Below are 15,402 nucleotides of genomic sequence, written 5' to 3'. Positions count from 1 at the left end.
GCTTAAATGCCGGTATAATTACTTGGTGAAATTTGCTTTAATTCATTCTTAATACTGTCAGAAACCTCTAAAGTGTCTATGAAATTTGCAATGGAATCTCTATTTATTTTTTCATTGGTACGTGTTAGACCCTTTAAGGCTTCGTACGGATTTGGGTAACTTTCACGTCTTAAAATCGTTTGAATGGCCTCAGCAACTACCGCCCAATTGTTCTCTAAATCCTGTTCAAATTTTTCCTTATTCAAAAGTAATTTGTTCAAGCCTTTTAAAGTAGATTGAAAAGCGATGATTGTATGCGCAAAAGGAACGCCAACGTTTCTTAATACGGTACTATCGGTTAAATCTCTTTGAAGTCTAGATACTGGTAGTTTAGCCGATAAATGCTCAAATAGGGCATTGGCAATACCAAGATTACCTTCGGAGTTTTCAAAATCTATAGGGTTTACTTTATGTGGCATAGCAGAGGAGCCCACTTCGCCCGCTTTAATTTTCTGTTTAAAGTAATCCATGGAGACATAGGTCCAAAAATCTCTATCTAAGTCTAAAATAATAGTATTAATGCGCTTTAGGGTATCGAACAATGCGGCCGTATGGTCATAATGTTCTATCTGTGTTGTGGGGAACGAATGTTGCAACCCTAATTTCTCTTGAACGAATTTTTGACCGAATGCTTTCCAGTCAATAGAAGGATATGCCACTAAATGTGCATTGAAATTACCGGTTGCCCCTCCAAATTTGGCGGCACTAGGTATATCGTTCAATAAATTAAACTGTTCTTTTAAACGGGTTACAAAAACCATTATTTCTTTCCCTAAACGAGTAGGGGATGCTGGCTGCCCATGTGTTCTTGCAAGCATTGGTATATCTGACCATTCTTTGGTCAATTCTTCCAATTTTTCTACAAGTTGAAAGTATTGAGGAACAAAAACATTGTTCATTGCTTCTTTAATGGAAAGCGGTATTGCCGTATTGTTTATGTCTTGTGAAGTCAGTCCAAAGTGAATGAATTCTTTAAATTCCGATATTCCTAAATTGTCAAAAGCTTTTTTGATAAAGTACTCAACCGCCTTTACATCATGGTTTGTTGTTTTCTCTATTTCTTTTATTTCCTGCGCATCGGCAGTTGTAAAATCGGTATATATTTTTCTAAGTGTTTCAAACTTTGAAGAATCAAAGGAAGATAGTTGCGGAAGTGGAATTTCACATAGAGCGATAAAATACTCTATTTCAACTCTTACCCTATATTTTATCAACGCTTCTTCTGAAAAATATGCAGATAAAGAATTGGTTTTAGAACTATAACGACCGTCAATTGGAGAAATGGCACTTAATGCGTTGAGAGACATAAACAATGGTTAAATTATTAAGGGGCAAATATACCTATTCGAATTAAAGTTTAAAACCATAAATGCTAATAGTTATATGTATCGGCATCATTTTTAAGGTTTGTAACTTAATCTTTGTTAGAAGACATTTTTTCCAGAATTTTAAGTGTTTGCCTGGCCCTAGCTTTATAAGCGGCACTTCCACCTTCATAATTCTGTTTTAAAATGGGAATTAACTCAGGGTGTATCCAATCAATTTTAAAACCAAGCCATAAAAGAATGGTAATGGAATAAGCCTTAGGAGCAATTTTATGTTCTCCGATCAGCCAATCAAATGCAGCTTCCGTGATGGCATTTAAATGTTCATTATTTAATTTTGGATTACATATTTTATTTTTTTCTGAAAATTCGTTCAATACTAACAGTTCACAAATTTTAGCGGCGGGTCTTATTGATGATTCCAGTGAAATACTGTTAAGTATAGTAATGAAATCATTGATGTAAATTAAAATTGGTTTTAGGTCTTTGTTGGCAACGTATTCTAAAATCCAGCTGGCTTTACAGGATACCGGGTTGATGTCGTCTTTTATGATTGAAATTAGAATAGGAACTAATTTAGGGTCTGCTAGTATAATAGAAGCCATTTTACTCCGTTTTTCCCTTAAAGCGGTAACATAATTCAGTGCTTCACACAGCTCTATCTTATTCATAAAATTGTATCTTTATTACTTATTTCCCCCAAATATGAAATTACTAAAAAGAATTAGCTTACTTGTAGTGGTCGTATTTATAGCCATGCAATTTTTTAGTCCTACCAAAAATGTATCTCCAGGTAACCATACCAAAGTCTTTATAACGGAAACGAACCCAACGCCAGAACTTCAGAATATTTTTGAGAACTCTTGTTATGACTGTCATAGTAATAATACGGAATACCCTTGGTACAATAATATAGCGCCAATTTCATATTGGATGGCAAACCATGTTAATGAAGGTAAGGAACATTTAAATTTTTCTGAATGGGAAAAATATTCCTTAGATAAAAAAGATCATTTATTAGAAGAGATAGAAGAGGAAGTAATAGAAGGTAAAATGCCTTTGTTAGAATACACTTACACTCATGGCGATGCAAGACTAACCGAAGGTCAAGTTAATGATCTTGTTGAGTGGGTAAAGCAAACAAGAATTATTTATCAATTAGGGAAGCAACCAAAGTAGAAACGCCATTAACAGCGGTATCTGCAATTACCGTAACATTGTTTTTATTCGCCAATGCGGGTTTTGGGTCTATAAAAAATACAGGAGTGCTTGGTTTTACAAAGTCAATTAGACTGGCTGCAGGATAAACTTGCATTGAAGTTCCTATAATTATTAAATAATCCGCATTTTTGGTAATTTCAATAGCCTTATCTAAAAGCGGTACAGCTTCGCCAAACCAAACTATGTGTGGTCTAAGCTGATAACCATTTACACAAGTGTCTCCCAATAAAATATCATTCTTGCAATCTAAAATTTCATTTTCAGAATTTACACTTCTAGCCTTTAAAAGTTCGCCATGTAGGTGAAGTACATTTGAGCTACCTGCGCGCTCATGAAGGTCATCTACATTTTGAGTAACGATATTGACGTTAAAGTGAGACTCTAAATCAGCCAATGCTTTATGCGCACTATTAGGTTCAACGGTCAACAGTTGTCTTCTTCGTTGGTTATAAAATTCTAAAACCAATTCAGGATTTCTTTCAAAACCTTCTGGGGTAGCAACTTCCATAACATCATGACCTTCCCATAGACCATTGGAATCTCTAAAAGTTTTCAATCCGCTTTCTGCTGAAATTCCTGCACCTGTTAAAACCACTATATTTTTCATGATCATTTGAAATTAAGCTTAAAAATATACTTTTCTTATCTTGGTTGCATGATAGATATGGAGCTTTTAAACTATTTAGAAGAGTTTATTTCAGAAAACAGAAAAGAAAGGTTTACAGAAATTCTGAGTCAACGTACCAATTATATCACTGTTGCTGTTGAAGATGTATATCAAATGCACAACACAAGTGCGGTAGTTAGAAGTTGTGAGTCTTTTGGTGTACAAACCGCTCATTTGATAGAAGGCAAATATGGTAAGAGATTAGATGAGGAGATTGCCATGGGGGCACAAAAATGGGTAGATATCAAAAGATATCAGAACTCAAAAGAAGCTATTGATACATTGAAAAATAAAGGTTACAAGATTGTAGCCACTAGTCCGCATGCAGATAGCTCATTGTTACAAGATTTTAAATTAAATGGCAAAACAGCATTGTTTTTTGGAACCGAAAAAAATGGTCTTAGTGATTATGTTCTTGAAAATTCAGACGCTTCTTTAAAAATACCCATGGTTGGTTTTACTGAAAGCTTAAATATATCAGTATCGGCCGCAATTATTTTACAACATGTAACTACGCAGCTAAAATCTTCTAATATAGATTGGCAACTGACGGAAGATGAGTTGTGGGAAAGACGATTAGATTGGACAAAAAAATCAATTAAAAGTATAGATGATATTTTAGAAAGGTACAAGTCAGATAATTAAAAAAAAAGATTAACTTGTTGGTCAACAACAATTTAAAAAGATATGTATACCGTATTAATTATTCTTGGAGTGTTAGTGGCCTTGGTTATTCTACTAGCATTGATTGCCCCTAAAACCTATCATGTTTCTAGAAGTGTAATTTTAGACCATGATCCTGTTAAAGTTTGGCCTCACTTAAAATTTTTAAAAAAACAACAAGAATGGTCACCTTGGGCCAAAAAAGACCCAAATATGGAACTGACATTTACGGGAGTAGATGGTGAAATTGGTGCAATTAGCCATTGGAATGGTAATAAAGATGTAGGCGAAGGTGAGCAAGAGATTACAAAAATAAAGGAAGGGGAAAGAATAGAGCAGGATCTACGTTTTTTTAAACCATATAAATCACAATCTGATTGCTATATGAATTTAGATGCTGTGGATGGAACTAAAAGTAAGGTCACCTGGGGCTTTTCAGGTAAAAATAAATTTCCCATGAGTATTATGATGCTCTTCATGTCCATGGATAAAATGGTAGGTAAAGATTTTGAGCAAGGACTGCAAAATTTAAAGAACAACTTAAATAGTGATATATGATTTCTTGGTTTGAAATTCCGGTGCAGCGTATGCAGAGAGCACAAAAGTTTTACGAAGACATATTTGGAATTACAATTACGGTGAACGAATTTGGCGAATTTGTAATGGGGTTGTTTCCAGATAAGCAAAGTATGGGGCAATCTAGTGGTGCTTTGGTGGAACATGAACAATATGTACCTAGTATGACACACGGTGCCATGGTTTACTTTGCATGTGATGATGTAGCCGTTGTGCTCGATAAAGTTGAAAAAGCAGGCGGACAAGTATTACAGCCCAAAACCGAGATTGGTGAAGGGCATGGATTTATGGGGCTTTTAAGGGATACCGAAGGTAATAGAATAGCATTGCATTCTAATAGCTAAATTAAAGCTTACTTGAGCAGTTCCAATAATACTACATCATTTTCATTATTTAGAATTACCTTATTGTTATCAACAACAACTTCTGTTTCAGAATAGCGATCGTACAATTTTGTTCCGTCGCCAAAAATACCTTTGACCGATATTTCTTTTTTGCCTTTAGGAGCATCTAAGGCGATCACAACCTTATCCACAAATTCGTCTTTAGCAAAGTATCTGCTAAAAACATAGGGAGATTTTGTAATTCTTTTATGAATACCTGCACCAATTGAGGGGTGGTCATTACGGAACGTTCCTAATTTTTGCCAGTACGCCAAAATTTCTTTGGTTTTTGGTAAACTATCTAACTCGTTCCAATTCATGAAAGAACGTAAGGTAGCGTCGCCTTCCGTGCCTTCTATGGTTAAGCTACGGGCTGTTTCATCTCCGTAGTATATTTGTGAAGCGCCAGGGGTAAGTAACAACACGTTTGCCGCTCTTTTTGGGTCTTTTCTATCTTTATCAAATGGCTGACCATCATCATGAGAGGTTAAGTAGTTTAATACACTCTTTTCTTTAAACTTGGTGTGTAGTAATTTGCTGTATTTCGTAAAAATGGTTTCATAATCTTTTTCGGCATCGGTCTTTAATTCAAAATTGATAAGACTTTTGAATCCGTTATCAAAGTAATTGACTTTTTTATCGCCTAAATCAAATTCTTGTCCGCCAGAAACGCCATAGTTGTACACTTCGCCAACCATATAAAAAGGATTGTTGTCCATTACCTTATCTTGGTTTTTCTTTTTCCATAGTTCAAAAGCGGCAGCAGCTTCTTTATATAATTCTGCCCAAGAATTTTCATTGGCATGCTTAACCGTGTCTACCCTGAATCCATCTACTCCGTATTTGTTAACGTAGTCCGTAAGCCATTTAATAATATAAAAACGAGGGGCTCTTGGGTAGCCTGTTCGATCAAAAAACAATTCAAGTTCATCAAGTTCTTCGCTTAATCTTCCTTCTGATTTCCATTTGGCAAGTAAGGCATCAGGTAAATTTACGGCAGCATCAGATTCCGTTCGTATATCAGGAAGGTTTGCAACCAAGGTACAAGCGGTAGTATTCTCATAGGTAGTGAATTCGCAAGTGGGAGAGGTGCGCACCCATTCTTCTGGCCATACCGGATCTTCATTGGTAACAGGACCAGTGTGATTTAAAACAACATCCAACAAAATTCTAATTCCGTTTTCGTGTGCGGTCTTTATTAAGGTCTCTAAGTCTTTATCCGTTCCAAAGTTAGGGTCTAGCGCTGTCCAGTCTTTTGCCCAATAACCATGGTAGCCATAGCTATTACCGGTACCTTCGTCCGTAGCGCCATGAATTTGTTCCACAACAGGAGTAAACCATATAGCATTGACCCCTAGATCTGAAAAATAACCTTCATTAATTTTCTGGGTTATACCTTGTATGTCGCCGCCTAGAAAACCTCTCAGTTTTCCGGTTTCCTCATCACGTTCAAAATTGATGTCGTTGTTAGGGTTCCCATTATTAAACCTATCTGTCAATAGAAAATAAACGGTGGCAGCTTCCCATTGAAAATTTGGGTTCTTTTTAGGTTGGTGTACAACATCTTGGATATTGGTACTGCTTTCTAACTTTTGTTTGTTGTTAGATTGGCAAGAAATTAAGATAAGTGTGAATAGCCCTAGAAAGAATACGTTTTTCATTTTCCTGTTATTTGCATTAAAGCTATAACAAGGATTTCGTATTAAAAAATATTATTTCTTTCTGTTAAGAACTTTATACTCCTCGTAACAGCTGCTAATGGCGTCAAGTATCTGAAGGTCATTGGCTGTGGTAATAAATGATTTGGAATAATTACAATTGTTAAGGATATCCTGAATATCTACTTTTTCCAGTTGAAGAAATTCGGTAAGTGTTTCTCTATCAAATTTTGAAGCTAATAGATTACGTATGTCATCATCTTCACGCATTTGTCTAAGCTTTCGCATTTGCGCAGGTTTTTTCCCGAATAAATTCCGTAGAAGATCTGCAGGGTTTAGTATTGCCCCCAAAACTTTTGTAACGGCACTAGGGTTTTTGTTACCACCTTCATAACTTACCCCTAAGCCAGATATACTGTATTGGTAGGCATTATTGATAGGCAGGTTTTTAACGTCAATTTCTAAATACCCGGTAAGCTGATAAGGTCTAACAATAACCTCTTCTAATGCATAGGCCAGCTCTGTTAAGGCAATTTCTGTATTCTCAAATTTGAACATATCGTTCGTTACCCTAATTTTTTGAGATTTAAAACCAAGAAAAGAAAAATATAAAGTATCGTTTACAGCGGCAGTAATTGAAAATTCACCTTTGTCATTGGTTATTGTGCCAAATACTTGATTTAGATTGACAACGTGCACACTTTCAAGAAGTTCATCCGTTTGCGCATTTTTTACGACAGCACTAAGACGTTGGCTTTCATTGGTATCTTGCGAATAACCCAAAAATGAAATGACAATAAGTGCGATCGATAAAAAATATTTCATTGTACTAAAGCGTAATTTAAGTTGCAAACAAAATAAAAAAAATACGCCGAAGCGTATTTTTAATATACAATTAACTAAAAGAAGTTACCTTTTCTTTTGTTGCTTCTTCGTTTTCCGGAGTTTGGAGCGCTAGATTCACTTCTGTCCCTTCTTCTTCCTTTAGACTGGGAACCACCATCTTTTCTAGCATTTCTCTTGCCTTTGAAGCCGCCACCGCCGCCGCTTCTGCGTCGGCCGCCACCGCCACCGCCTGGGTTTTTGGATACCTCTACGTTAACAAAACGTCCGTCAACTTTAAAGTCTGTAAACTTGTCTAAAATTTGTTGAGTAACTTCTGCTTCAGTGTTGAAGAAAGAAAAACTCTCCTTAACATCAACCTTAAATACATCTTCTTGACCTAGACCAACGGTATCTCTAATGAAGTCTTTTAAAGACATCCAATCGTAACCATCTCTTTCACCAACATTCACGAAATAACGAACAGAACCACTAGTTGGTATTTCTGCTTTGCCGTTATCACGATCTCTACCACTGTCAGAAGAGTTTAAATCTTTAGATTTGTTATAGTAATTGAAGAATCTTGTGAATTCTACAGATACAATTTTCTTGATCAATTCTTCACGGTCAATACCTTCAAGAACATCGTTAATTGCGGGCAAGTAGGTGTCTACTTCGTCATTAACTTTAGTGTCCTTAATTTTATTTGCTAAGTGATATAATTGAATCTCACAGATTTCCATTCCCGTAGGAATTTTTTTGGATATGAATTTCTGGTTGATCTTATTTTCAATAGCACGGATCTTACGTTGCTCGCTACGTGTAACAATAACCATAGAGATACCAGATTTACCTGCTCTACCGGTTCTACCACTACGGTGCGTATACGTTTCAATTTCGTCTGGCAATTGGTAATTGATAACATGTGTAATGTCATCAACATCTATACCACGGGCAGCAACGTCTGTAGCTACCAACATCTGAATTTGTTTCTTACGGAAAGAGTTCATTACCAAATCTCTTTGGTTTTGGCTTAGATCTCCGTGTAGTGCACCTGCATTGTAACCATCTTCGATTAATTTCTCAGCTACTTTTTGAGTATCACGTTTTGTTCTACAGAAAACAACCGAAAATATATCAGGATTCGTATCTGCCAATCTTTTAAGTGCAGGATAACGATCTCTACCGCCAACAACATAATATTCATGTTGTACCGTTGAAGCACCAGAATTTTTAGCACCTACCGTAATCTCTTGAGGAGAGTGCATAAATTTTTTGGCAATGGTTGCCACTTCTCTTGGCATTGTTGCAGAGAACAACCAAGTAGATTTGTCGTTAGGTGTACCGGAAAGAATATCTTTGATATCTTCCATAAAGCCCATGTTCAACATTTCATCTGCCTCATCAAGTACACAGTAGTCAATTTTAGATATGTCAACAAGGCGTCTGCTGATCATATCTTTCATTCTACCTGGTGTAGCTACGATAATTTGAGCACCCCTTTTTATTTGTCTTGCTTGTTCTGTAATGCTGGCACCACCATAAATGGCAACTACATTAATATTGCGCTCGTATTTAGAATACGCTTGCATTTCTTTGGTAATCTGTAAGCAAAGCTCACGAGTGGGTGAAAGTATTAAACCTTGTGTGGTTCTACTGTCACTATCTATTTTTTGAATTAATGGAAAACCAAAAGCGGCTGTTTTACCGGTACCTGTTTGCGCAAGGGCAACTAGGTCGGTTTCACTTTCCAATAAAATTGGGATTGCTTTTTCTTGTACTTCTGATGGGGTTTCAAAACCCATATCAGTAATAGCATCTAATAAGGACTTTTCTAGTCCCAGTGCTTCAAACTTTGTCATAAATATGTTATACTAAATCGCAAATATGAATGTTGCATAGAGCGATTATCGTTTATAACCTATTTAGACTCAGCGCAACACATGCTATACCAGCGGCGTTAATTAAGCGGCAAAGGTACTGCTAATATTTGGTTCAGTATAATTTAATTGAAAAGTTATGTTATGGAGCCAAAGTATACCCATAAATGGAAAGAAAAGTGCCAATTATACCGAAGATGATCATAAGTACAATTAACCCTTTTTGCAGTGCGGGGCTATCATAAATGATGATACATACGGCGCCAAGTACTATACATATTTGAAAGAATAGAAGGGCATAATCAAATTTCTTGGTAGCGTAGTCATAGGTTTGGGTCAATTGTTCCCATTCTTTTACTCCGGTTATTTTACCCATTTCACCTTCAATGTCCTGTACCCAATTTTCTTTTCCTACTTGTGATGAACCTAAAAGAATCTCGGTTTTTTCAGCATCATACTTTTCTATTTTTTTTTCGACTACAGAAATTTTTTGTTCAATTAAGTCGGTTTTGTCACCAGAAACAATGCCACTTTCAATTAGGGCATGCAAATAATTTAGCTCACTTTCTTTTAAACTTTCTTTGATGCTTTTAGATTGATACCAGCTAGAATAGCTTACTACATTGTTATGGGCGATCATCATTTCTTCCTCTAGCTCGCCGTTCACCATTTGTGATATAGCCATTAGGGCAGCAAACAAAGCAATTAGTACACCACCAATAGCTTCTGCACGTTCAGATGCAACCGATACTTCTACTGTTTCTTTATTGTTTTTACCCTGTAACATGTGTAGTGTTTAAATAATCTATCAATTTTTTAAATGCCTTTGCTCTATGGCTTATGTTGTTCTTAATGGATAAAGGCAATTCTGCAAAGGTTTTCTCATATCCATTGGGTTGAAAAATGGGGTCATAGCCAAAACCGTTATGACCTCGTTTGTTTTCTGTAATTACACCTTCTATTTTGCCTTCAAATATATGGGTTTTACCATTTAGGTTTAAAGCTATTACCGTCTTGAAATGGGCGGTACGGTTTTGTTCATTTTTCAAATTATCTAGTAATTTGTTCATGTTGGCATCAGCATCATTTTGTTCGCCGGCATAACGAGCGGAATAAACACCTGGTTCACCATTAAGGGCCTCTACAAGTAGTCCCGTATCATCTGCAAAACAAGATAATTGGTACGTATTGGTTACAAAGTCTGCTTTGATTTTTGCATTACCTTCTAATGTATTGGCGGTTTCTGGTATGTTGGTCGTACAACCTATGGTTTCTAAATTAATGAGTTCAATATGATCGGGCACCATCTGTTGAACTTCTTTTAATTTGTTAGGGTTGTGGGTGGCAAAAACAAGCTTCATGGGAACAATTTGAAATCTAGTATGATAATTTTCAGTATCAAAAGTAGTAATTTTATAAAATGGAATTAAAAGTGCCGCCGGTAATTGTTTTTTTATGTTTTGGTTCAATAATGTATTTGTTGGATTTAGTATTGCCTATTGGCTATTTTGATTTCTTTGGTAGACTAATGTTGGCTAAGTTTTTAGTGGGTATAGGTATGGTAATTGCCCTTTTGGCACTGATACAATTTAGATTGGCAAAAACCACGGTAGACCCAACAAAACCTGATAAGGCACAAAGTTTGGTAATTAGCGGAGTATTTAAATTTTCTAGAAACCCAATGTATTTGGCCTTGTTACTGAGTTTATTGGCATTGGGTATATTTTTGGGCAATGCTTTTAATACGTTGGTTGCTGCTGGTTTTGTAGCCTATATGAATCGTTTTCAAATTATTCCCGAAGAGCAAATTCTCTTGAACAAATTTGGGCATTCCTTCAAAGATTATTGTATCTTAACAAGGCGTTGGTTTTGAGGGAGTTATTCCTGTATTTGGATTACTGAATTACCTAATAACAGCAAATATTAATTAATTAGCTTATAATTTAATATATTAGCATTTTAACTAATAATCATGATAGCTATAATTACTGGCGATATAATTAATTCTGAAAATCATCCTAGTTCTGAATGGATTGGTATGTTGAAGAATTATTTCAACCAATTTGGCGAATCGCCAATGAATTGGGAGATTTATCGCGGAGATGAATTTCAGCTAAAGGTCACTGAAAAGAATGCTTTATTTACGGCAATTCGTATTAAATCTATGCTTAAAACCATAAAAGGTTTAGATGTAAGAATGGGTATAGGTATTGGCCTAGAAACATATATTGGTACAGGAGTAACGGAATCTAACGGTCCGGCATACCAAAGATCGGGAAGAAATTTTGAAACACTTAAAGAAAGTAAGGTAAACCTAAGCATAGCTACCGGTGATGCTAAAAATGATAGAACGTTAAATTTAATGTTGCGCTTGGCTTTGGACTTTATGGATGATTGGAGTGTGGTTTCCGCAGAAATTGTCACCTTAGTACTCGATAATCCGCATTCTTCACAAAAAGAGGTGGCACAAATGTTAGGTATAAAGCAATCGGCAGTAAGCCAAAGGCTAAAAAGGGCAAGGTTAGACTTGGTTTTAGAAGTCTTGGCATATTACAAAGAATTAATTACCACTGAATAAATATGTTGATTTTTATTAAATTACTACTGGCCCACTTGGTCGGAGACTTTATTTTACAGCCTACACGATGGGTACTCCACAAACAATCCAATAAAATAACATCTAAGTTTTTGTATTTGCATGTGCTTTTACATTTTGTATTGTATATGCTGGTGTTGTGGAATTTGTCACTTTGGAAAATAGCGGCTACGGTAGCGGTACTACATTTTATAATCGACTTGTTGAAGTTATATGCCAATGACATGTTCAAGAATAAAAGTATTCCATTTTTTATAGACCAGGCATTACATATTATAGTGCTTTACTGTTGTGCTTTTTATGCTGATCTGTATGCGCATACCTTGGCTCTTTTTGAAAATTTAGATTGGTATTTAATTACGGCAATAGTATTTGTGACATTTCCGGCTTCAATAATAATGGGAAAGATTTTAGAAGGCATGTCCAACCAAATTGAAACTGATCATAAATCTTTGCCAAATGCCGGTAAGTATATTGGAATTATTGAAAGACTGTTTGTGTTGATATTTATAGTAATTGGTAGGTGGGAAGTTATAGGCTTATTAATAGCCGCTAAATCAGTTTTTAGGTTTAATGATTTAAAGGAGCGAAACAATAGAAAGCTAACGGAATATATTTTAATAGGGACATTAGTAAGTTTTGGTCTAGCAATTTTAGCTGGCTTACTATACGTTTCTTAACTAAACACCGATGTTTAAAAAGCATTTTATAAGCTGCCTTCTTGTCATTGCGTTTATGCAAAAAACAACGGCTCAAGTAAACACATTTGAATCTTTTGATGGAGTTAAAATCGCCTATACGGATGAAGGTTATGGTGAACCGATATTGCTGCTACATGGATTTTTAAATTCTAGAAAATCATGGGACAATACTGTACTTAAACAACAATTGATCAATACGGGGTACAGGGTGATCATTCCAGATTTAAGAGGTAATGGAGATTCTGATAAACCTAAAGATGAAGGGGCATATGGGAATGGGGCAGAGATTAAGGATTTGGTGTTATTAATGAACCACCTAAAAGTTGAAAAATACAAGGCGGTAGGCTATTCAAGAGGAAGTATTGTTTTAGCGAAACTATTAACGGAGGATAATCGTATTGAAAAAGCGGTTTTAGGTGGCATGGGCATAGATTTTACAAATCCTGAATGGGATAGAAAAATAATGTTCGCTAACGCTTTCAAGGGTGAAGTGAACCAACTCACCAAAGGCGCGGTAGATTATGCAAAGTCCATAAATGCTGATTTTCGTTCACTCTATTTACAACAAAAATATCAACCTGTAACTTCTGTAAAAGAGCTAAATGAATTGGTCATCGAAATTTTGGTGATATCCGGCACGGACGATTTGGATAACGGAAGTGCAGAAGACTTAAAAAATAGCTTTGTTAAAGGTAAATTGGAGAAAGTCCCCGGTGATCATAATGGCACATATAAGACTGAAGCGTTTTCAAATTCCATAATTCGGTTTTTGGAATAAATAGGGGTATTTTGTTAATTTACATCATAACATATCCTTTTTGTTTTATTTACAAAATATCACATATCAGGATAAATTAAATTTTTACTTTTGCTTCTTATTTTTAGAAACTAATATTCCTATCTAACCAAAAGAAAATGATGGTAGAAGTAAGTAGAAAATATGTTTTTGATTTCGATAGTACATTAACAAGGGTAGAGGCTCTAGATGTACTTGCTGAAATGACTTTAGAGGGAAGATCCAATAAAGAGGAGGTTATTCAAGAAATTCAGAAAATCACCAATTTAGGTATAGATGGTGATATTTCGTTTACTGAGTCTTTAGAGCGTCGTATTAAGTTGTTACATGCCAAAAAGGAAGACTTAGATGGTTTGGTAGAAAACCTTAGAAATAAAATTTCTAAATCTATTGCGGCCAATAAGGAGTTTTTTGAAAAATATGCAGATGATATTTATGTAATATCTTGTGGTTTTAAAGAGTTTATAGACCCCATTGTAAAAGAATATAATATACCTTCTGAGCGTGTTTATGCAAATACGTTTAAATTTGATGAAGAAGGTAATATCATCGGTTTTGATGAAAAAAATGTACTGTCTCAGCATAATGGTAAAATTGATTGCCTAAAACAGATGAATTTGGACGGAGAAGTTCAGGTTATTGGAGATGGTTATAGTGATTATGTAATGCGCGAAGCGGGTATAGCAGATAAGTTTTTTGCTTATACCGAAAATGTGCATAGAGAAAAAGCCGCTAACAATGCGGATTATGTTACACCAAGTTTAGATGAATTTTTATTTGTGAACAAGTTGCCAAGAAATATCTCGTACCCAAAGAATAGGATTAAGGTCCTTTTATTAGAAAATGTGCACACAGCTGCATTTGATAATTTGTCAGAAGACGGTTTCTCCGTTGAGCTGATCAAGCATAGCTTGCCAGAAGAAGAGCTGATAGAAAAGATAAAGGGCGTTCACGTGCTTGGTATCCGTTCTAAGACCCAAGTAACAAAAGCTGTTTTAGACGCAGCCGATAAGTTATTGGTGGTTGGTGCTTTTTGTATAGGTACTACGCAAATAGATCTTGAAACTGCCAAGAAAAAAGGTGTTGTTGCATTTAATGCCCCTTATAGCAATACCAGATCTGTAGTAGAATTGGCTATAGGTGAAATTATCATGTTGATGAGAAGTGTTTTTGACCGTAGCAGGGAAATACATGAAGGTCAATGGCAGAAGACGGCTGCTGGTTCTCGCGAGGTTCGTGGTAAGAACTTAGGTATTGTAGGTTACGGTAACATTGGTAAGCAATTATCTGTATTGGCCGAGGCAATGGGTATGCGCGTTTATTACTATGATGTAGATGATAAGTTGGCTCTAGGTAATGCGGTTAAGTGTAATTCATTAGAGGATTTATTAAGTGTTTCTGATGTTGTTACTTTGCATATAGACGACAATAAGGCAAACAAGAACTTCATTGGTGAGCGTGAATTGAACCAAATGAAAAAAGGAGCCATGCTAATCAACCTTTCCCGTGGGTTTGTTGTTGATATTGATGCGTTGGCAGAAAGCTTAAAATCTGGTCAAGTAGGTGGTGCGGCTATAGATGTTTATCCAGACGAGCCAAGAAGTAACGGAGACTTTAAGACCAAATTACAAGGTTTTCCCAATGTAATTCTTACTCCTCATGTAGGTGGTAGTACAGAAGAAGCCCAAAGAGATATTGCGGATTTTGTACCTAATAAGATCATGGATTACATTAATTCTGGTAATACTGTAGATGCAGTAAACTTCCCTAATATTCGTTTGCCAAAGCAAAACAAATCGCACAGATTCTTGCATATTCATAAAAATGTGCCGGGTATCATGGCGAAAATTAATAAGGTTTTGGCGCAGTACGAACTGAATATCAATAGTCAATACCTTTCTACGGATAATGAGGTGGGTTACGTAATTACCGATCTGGACAAGGAGTATAATAAAGAAGTGATCAAAGAATTAAAGAAAGTAGAGAACACTATTAAATTTAGGGTGTTGTACTAGTATTCGTTAGCGAAAGCTTCATACATTTAAAAAGTATATATAAAAAAGTGCAGGTTTAAC

Annotated in this window: 17 protein-coding genes; 9 read left to right on the top strand and 8 right to left on the bottom strand. The window is 35.7% G+C overall.

Annotated elements, in window-relative coordinates; all coding sequences use genetic code 11:
- Positions 1 to 2 precede the first annotated feature (2 nt).
- Together purB and CSC80_RS16350 are read right to left on the bottom strand one after the other, a co-directional pair.
- On the bottom strand, positions 3 to 1,346 hold the full coding sequence (gene purB / locus CSC80_RS16355; RefSeq protein ID WP_099193077.1) for an adenylosuccinate lyase: 1,344 nt from the start codon (positions 1,344 to 1,346) through the stop codon (positions 3 to 5).
- A 107-nt stretch (positions 1,347 to 1,453) separates the two neighbouring features.
- Positions 1,454 to 2,035, bottom strand: a complete 582-nt coding sequence (locus CSC80_RS16350) for an adenylosuccinate lyase (protein WP_099193076.1) — start codon at positions 2,033 to 2,035, stop codon at positions 1,454 to 1,456.
- A gap of 34 nt (positions 2,036 to 2,069) precedes the next feature.
- On the opposite strand from CSC80_RS16350, the gene CSC80_RS16345 reads away from it, so the two are divergent.
- Positions 2,070 to 2,543 (top strand): heme-binding domain-containing protein, encoded by a 474-nt coding sequence (locus tag CSC80_RS16345; protein WP_099193075.1) that lies wholly within the window; start codon positions 2,070 to 2,072, stop codon positions 2,541 to 2,543.
- Here CSC80_RS16345 and CSC80_RS16340 read toward each other — a convergent pair.
- Complete coding sequence (locus CSC80_RS16340; protein ID WP_099193074.1) at positions 2,512 to 3,192, bottom strand: NAD-dependent deacylase; 681 nt, start codon at positions 3,190 to 3,192, stop codon at positions 2,512 to 2,514. The genes CSC80_RS16345 and CSC80_RS16340 overlap by 32 nt on opposite strands.
- A 48-nt stretch (positions 3,193 to 3,240) precedes the next feature.
- On the opposite strand from CSC80_RS16340, the gene CSC80_RS16335 reads away from it, so the two are divergent.
- The 3 genes from CSC80_RS16335 to CSC80_RS16325 are packed head-to-tail and all read left to right on the top strand — an operon-like array spanning position 3,241 to position 4,835.
- Positions 3,241 to 3,897, top strand: coding sequence for an RNA methyltransferase (locus CSC80_RS16335; protein ID WP_099193073.1), 657 nt, complete (start codon positions 3,241 to 3,243; stop codon positions 3,895 to 3,897).
- Positions 3,898 to 3,939: 42 nt separating this feature from the next.
- The gene (locus CSC80_RS16330; RefSeq protein WP_099193072.1) at positions 3,940 to 4,473 is read left to right on the top strand and encodes an SRPBCC family protein; all 534 of its coding nucleotides are present in this window, start codon (positions 3,940 to 3,942) and stop codon (positions 4,471 to 4,473) included.
- Complete coding sequence (locus tag CSC80_RS16325; protein ID WP_099193071.1) at positions 4,470 to 4,835, top strand: VOC family protein; 366 nt, start codon at positions 4,470 to 4,472, stop codon at positions 4,833 to 4,835. Before CSC80_RS16330 ends, CSC80_RS16325 begins: the two co-directional genes overlap by 4 nt.
- Positions 4,836 to 4,843: 8 nt before the next feature.
- Here CSC80_RS16325 and CSC80_RS16320 read toward each other — a convergent pair whose 3' ends face one another.
- The 5 genes from CSC80_RS16320 to CSC80_RS16300 all read right to left on the bottom strand — a co-directional run bounded on the left by CSC80_RS16320 (position 4,844) and on the right by CSC80_RS16300 (position 10,595).
- Positions 4,844 to 6,535 carry an alpha-amylase family glycosyl hydrolase gene (locus CSC80_RS16320; RefSeq protein WP_099193070.1) on the bottom strand — a complete coding sequence of 564 codons (1,692 nt, stop codon included), beginning with the start codon at positions 6,533 to 6,535 and terminating at the stop codon, positions 4,844 to 4,846.
- Between the two features lie 51 nt (positions 6,536 to 6,586).
- A complete protein-coding gene (locus tag CSC80_RS16315) occupies positions 6,587 to 7,357 on the bottom strand; it encodes a carboxypeptidase-like regulatory domain-containing protein (protein ID WP_058103019.1) in 771 nt (256 codons plus the stop codon).
- A 74-nt stretch (positions 7,358 to 7,431) separates the two neighbouring features.
- A complete protein-coding gene (locus CSC80_RS16310; RefSeq protein ID WP_058103018.1) occupies positions 7,432 to 9,216 on the bottom strand; it encodes a DEAD/DEAH box helicase in 1,785 nt (594 codons plus the stop codon).
- Between the two features lie 160 nt (positions 9,217 to 9,376).
- A complete protein-coding gene (locus CSC80_RS16305) occupies positions 9,377 to 10,021 on the bottom strand; it encodes a DUF4337 domain-containing protein (RefSeq protein WP_099193069.1) in 645 nt (214 codons plus the stop codon).
- Positions 10,008 to 10,595, bottom strand: coding sequence for a non-canonical purine NTP diphosphatase (locus CSC80_RS16300; protein WP_099193388.1), 588 nt, complete (start codon positions 10,593 to 10,595; stop codon positions 10,008 to 10,010). Before CSC80_RS16300 ends, CSC80_RS16305 begins: the two co-directional genes overlap by 14 nt.
- Positions 10,596 to 10,705: 110 nt before the next feature.
- Between CSC80_RS16300 and CSC80_RS16295 the strand changes: the two genes are divergently transcribed.
- The 5 genes from CSC80_RS16295 to serA all read left to right on the top strand — a co-directional run bounded on the left by CSC80_RS16295 (position 10,706) and on the right by serA (position 15,342).
- A complete protein-coding gene (locus CSC80_RS16295) occupies positions 10,706 to 11,107 on the top strand; it encodes an isoprenylcysteine carboxylmethyltransferase family protein (RefSeq protein ID WP_236973443.1) in 402 nt (133 codons plus the stop codon).
- A gap of 99 nt (positions 11,108 to 11,206) precedes the next feature.
- Positions 11,207 to 11,812 (top strand): SatD family protein, encoded by a 606-nt coding sequence (locus CSC80_RS16290; RefSeq protein WP_058103015.1) that lies wholly within the window; start codon positions 11,207 to 11,209, stop codon positions 11,810 to 11,812.
- A 2-nt stretch (positions 11,813 to 11,814) separates the two neighbouring features.
- A complete protein-coding gene (locus CSC80_RS16285; protein WP_071339586.1) occupies positions 11,815 to 12,510 on the top strand; it encodes a DUF3307 domain-containing protein in 696 nt (231 codons plus the stop codon).
- Between the two features lie 55 nt (positions 12,511 to 12,565).
- Positions 12,566 to 13,309, top strand: a complete 744-nt coding sequence (locus tag CSC80_RS16280; RefSeq protein WP_139254419.1) for an alpha/beta fold hydrolase — start codon at positions 12,566 to 12,568, stop codon at positions 13,307 to 13,309.
- Between the two features lie 140 nt (positions 13,310 to 13,449).
- On the top strand, positions 13,450 to 15,342 hold the full coding sequence (gene serA / locus CSC80_RS16275; protein ID WP_058104257.1) for a phosphoglycerate dehydrogenase: 1,893 nt from the start codon (positions 13,450 to 13,452) through the stop codon (positions 15,340 to 15,342).
- Positions 15,343 to 15,402 lie beyond the last annotated feature (60 nt).

The sequence above is a fragment of the Maribacter sp. 6B07 genome (assembly GCF_002700155.1).
Classification (GTDB): domain Bacteria; phylum Bacteroidota; class Bacteroidia; order Flavobacteriales; family Flavobacteriaceae; genus Maribacter; species Maribacter dokdonensis.
Note: the sequence above shows the minus strand (reverse complement) of the source record. Positions and strands in the feature narration are given on the sequence as shown.

What these genes read in the sequence shown, in the direction of transcription:
- purB (WP_099193077.1), bottom strand. Translation starts at nt 1,346, where the DNA reads ATGTCTCTCAACGCATTAAGTGCCATTTCTCCAATTGACGGTCGTTAT.
- CSC80_RS16350 (WP_099193076.1), bottom strand. Translation starts at nt 2,035, where the DNA reads ATGAATAAGATAGAGCTGTGTGAAGCACTGAATTATGTTACCGCTTTA.
- CSC80_RS16345 (WP_099193075.1), top strand. Translation starts at nt 2,070, where the DNA reads ATGAAATTACTAAAAAGAATTAGCTTACTTGTAGTGGTCGTATTTATA.
- CSC80_RS16340 (WP_099193074.1), bottom strand. Translation starts at nt 3,192, where the DNA reads ATGAAAAATATAGTGGTTTTAACAGGTGCAGGAATTTCAGCAGAAAGC.
- CSC80_RS16335 (WP_099193073.1), top strand. Translation starts at nt 3,241, where the DNA reads ATGATAGATATGGAGCTTTTAAACTATTTAGAAGAGTTTATTTCAGAA.
- CSC80_RS16330 (WP_099193072.1), top strand. Translation starts at nt 3,940, where the DNA reads ATGTATACCGTATTAATTATTCTTGGAGTGTTAGTGGCCTTGGTTATT.
- CSC80_RS16325 (WP_099193071.1), top strand. Translation starts at nt 4,470, where the DNA reads ATGATTTCTTGGTTTGAAATTCCGGTGCAGCGTATGCAGAGAGCACAA.
- CSC80_RS16320 (WP_099193070.1), bottom strand. Translation starts at nt 6,535, where the DNA reads ATGAAAAACGTATTCTTTCTAGGGCTATTCACACTTATCTTAATTTCT.
- CSC80_RS16315 (WP_058103019.1), bottom strand. Translation starts at nt 7,357, where the DNA reads ATGAAATATTTTTTATCGATCGCACTTATTGTCATTTCATTTTTGGGT.
- CSC80_RS16310 (WP_058103018.1), bottom strand. Translation starts at nt 9,216, where the DNA reads ATGACAAAGTTTGAAGCACTGGGACTAGAAAAGTCCTTATTAGATGCT.
- CSC80_RS16305 (WP_099193069.1), bottom strand. Translation starts at nt 10,021, where the DNA reads ATGTTACAGGGTAAAAACAATAAAGAAACAGTAGAAGTATCGGTTGCA.
- CSC80_RS16300 (WP_099193388.1), bottom strand. Translation starts at nt 10,595, where the DNA reads ATGAAGCTTGTTTTTGCCACCCACAACCCTAACAAATTAAAAGAAGTT.
- CSC80_RS16295 (WP_236973443.1), top strand. Translation starts at nt 10,706, where the DNA reads ATGTATTTGTTGGATTTAGTATTGCCTATTGGCTATTTTGATTTCTTT.
- CSC80_RS16290 (WP_058103015.1), top strand. Translation starts at nt 11,207, where the DNA reads ATGATAGCTATAATTACTGGCGATATAATTAATTCTGAAAATCATCCT.
- CSC80_RS16285 (WP_071339586.1), top strand. Translation starts at nt 11,815, where the DNA reads ATGTTGATTTTTATTAAATTACTACTGGCCCACTTGGTCGGAGACTTT.
- CSC80_RS16280 (WP_139254419.1), top strand. Translation starts at nt 12,566, where the DNA reads ATGCAAAAAACAACGGCTCAAGTAAACACATTTGAATCTTTTGATGGA.
- serA (WP_058104257.1), top strand. Translation starts at nt 13,450, where the DNA reads ATGGTAGAAGTAAGTAGAAAATATGTTTTTGATTTCGATAGTACATTA.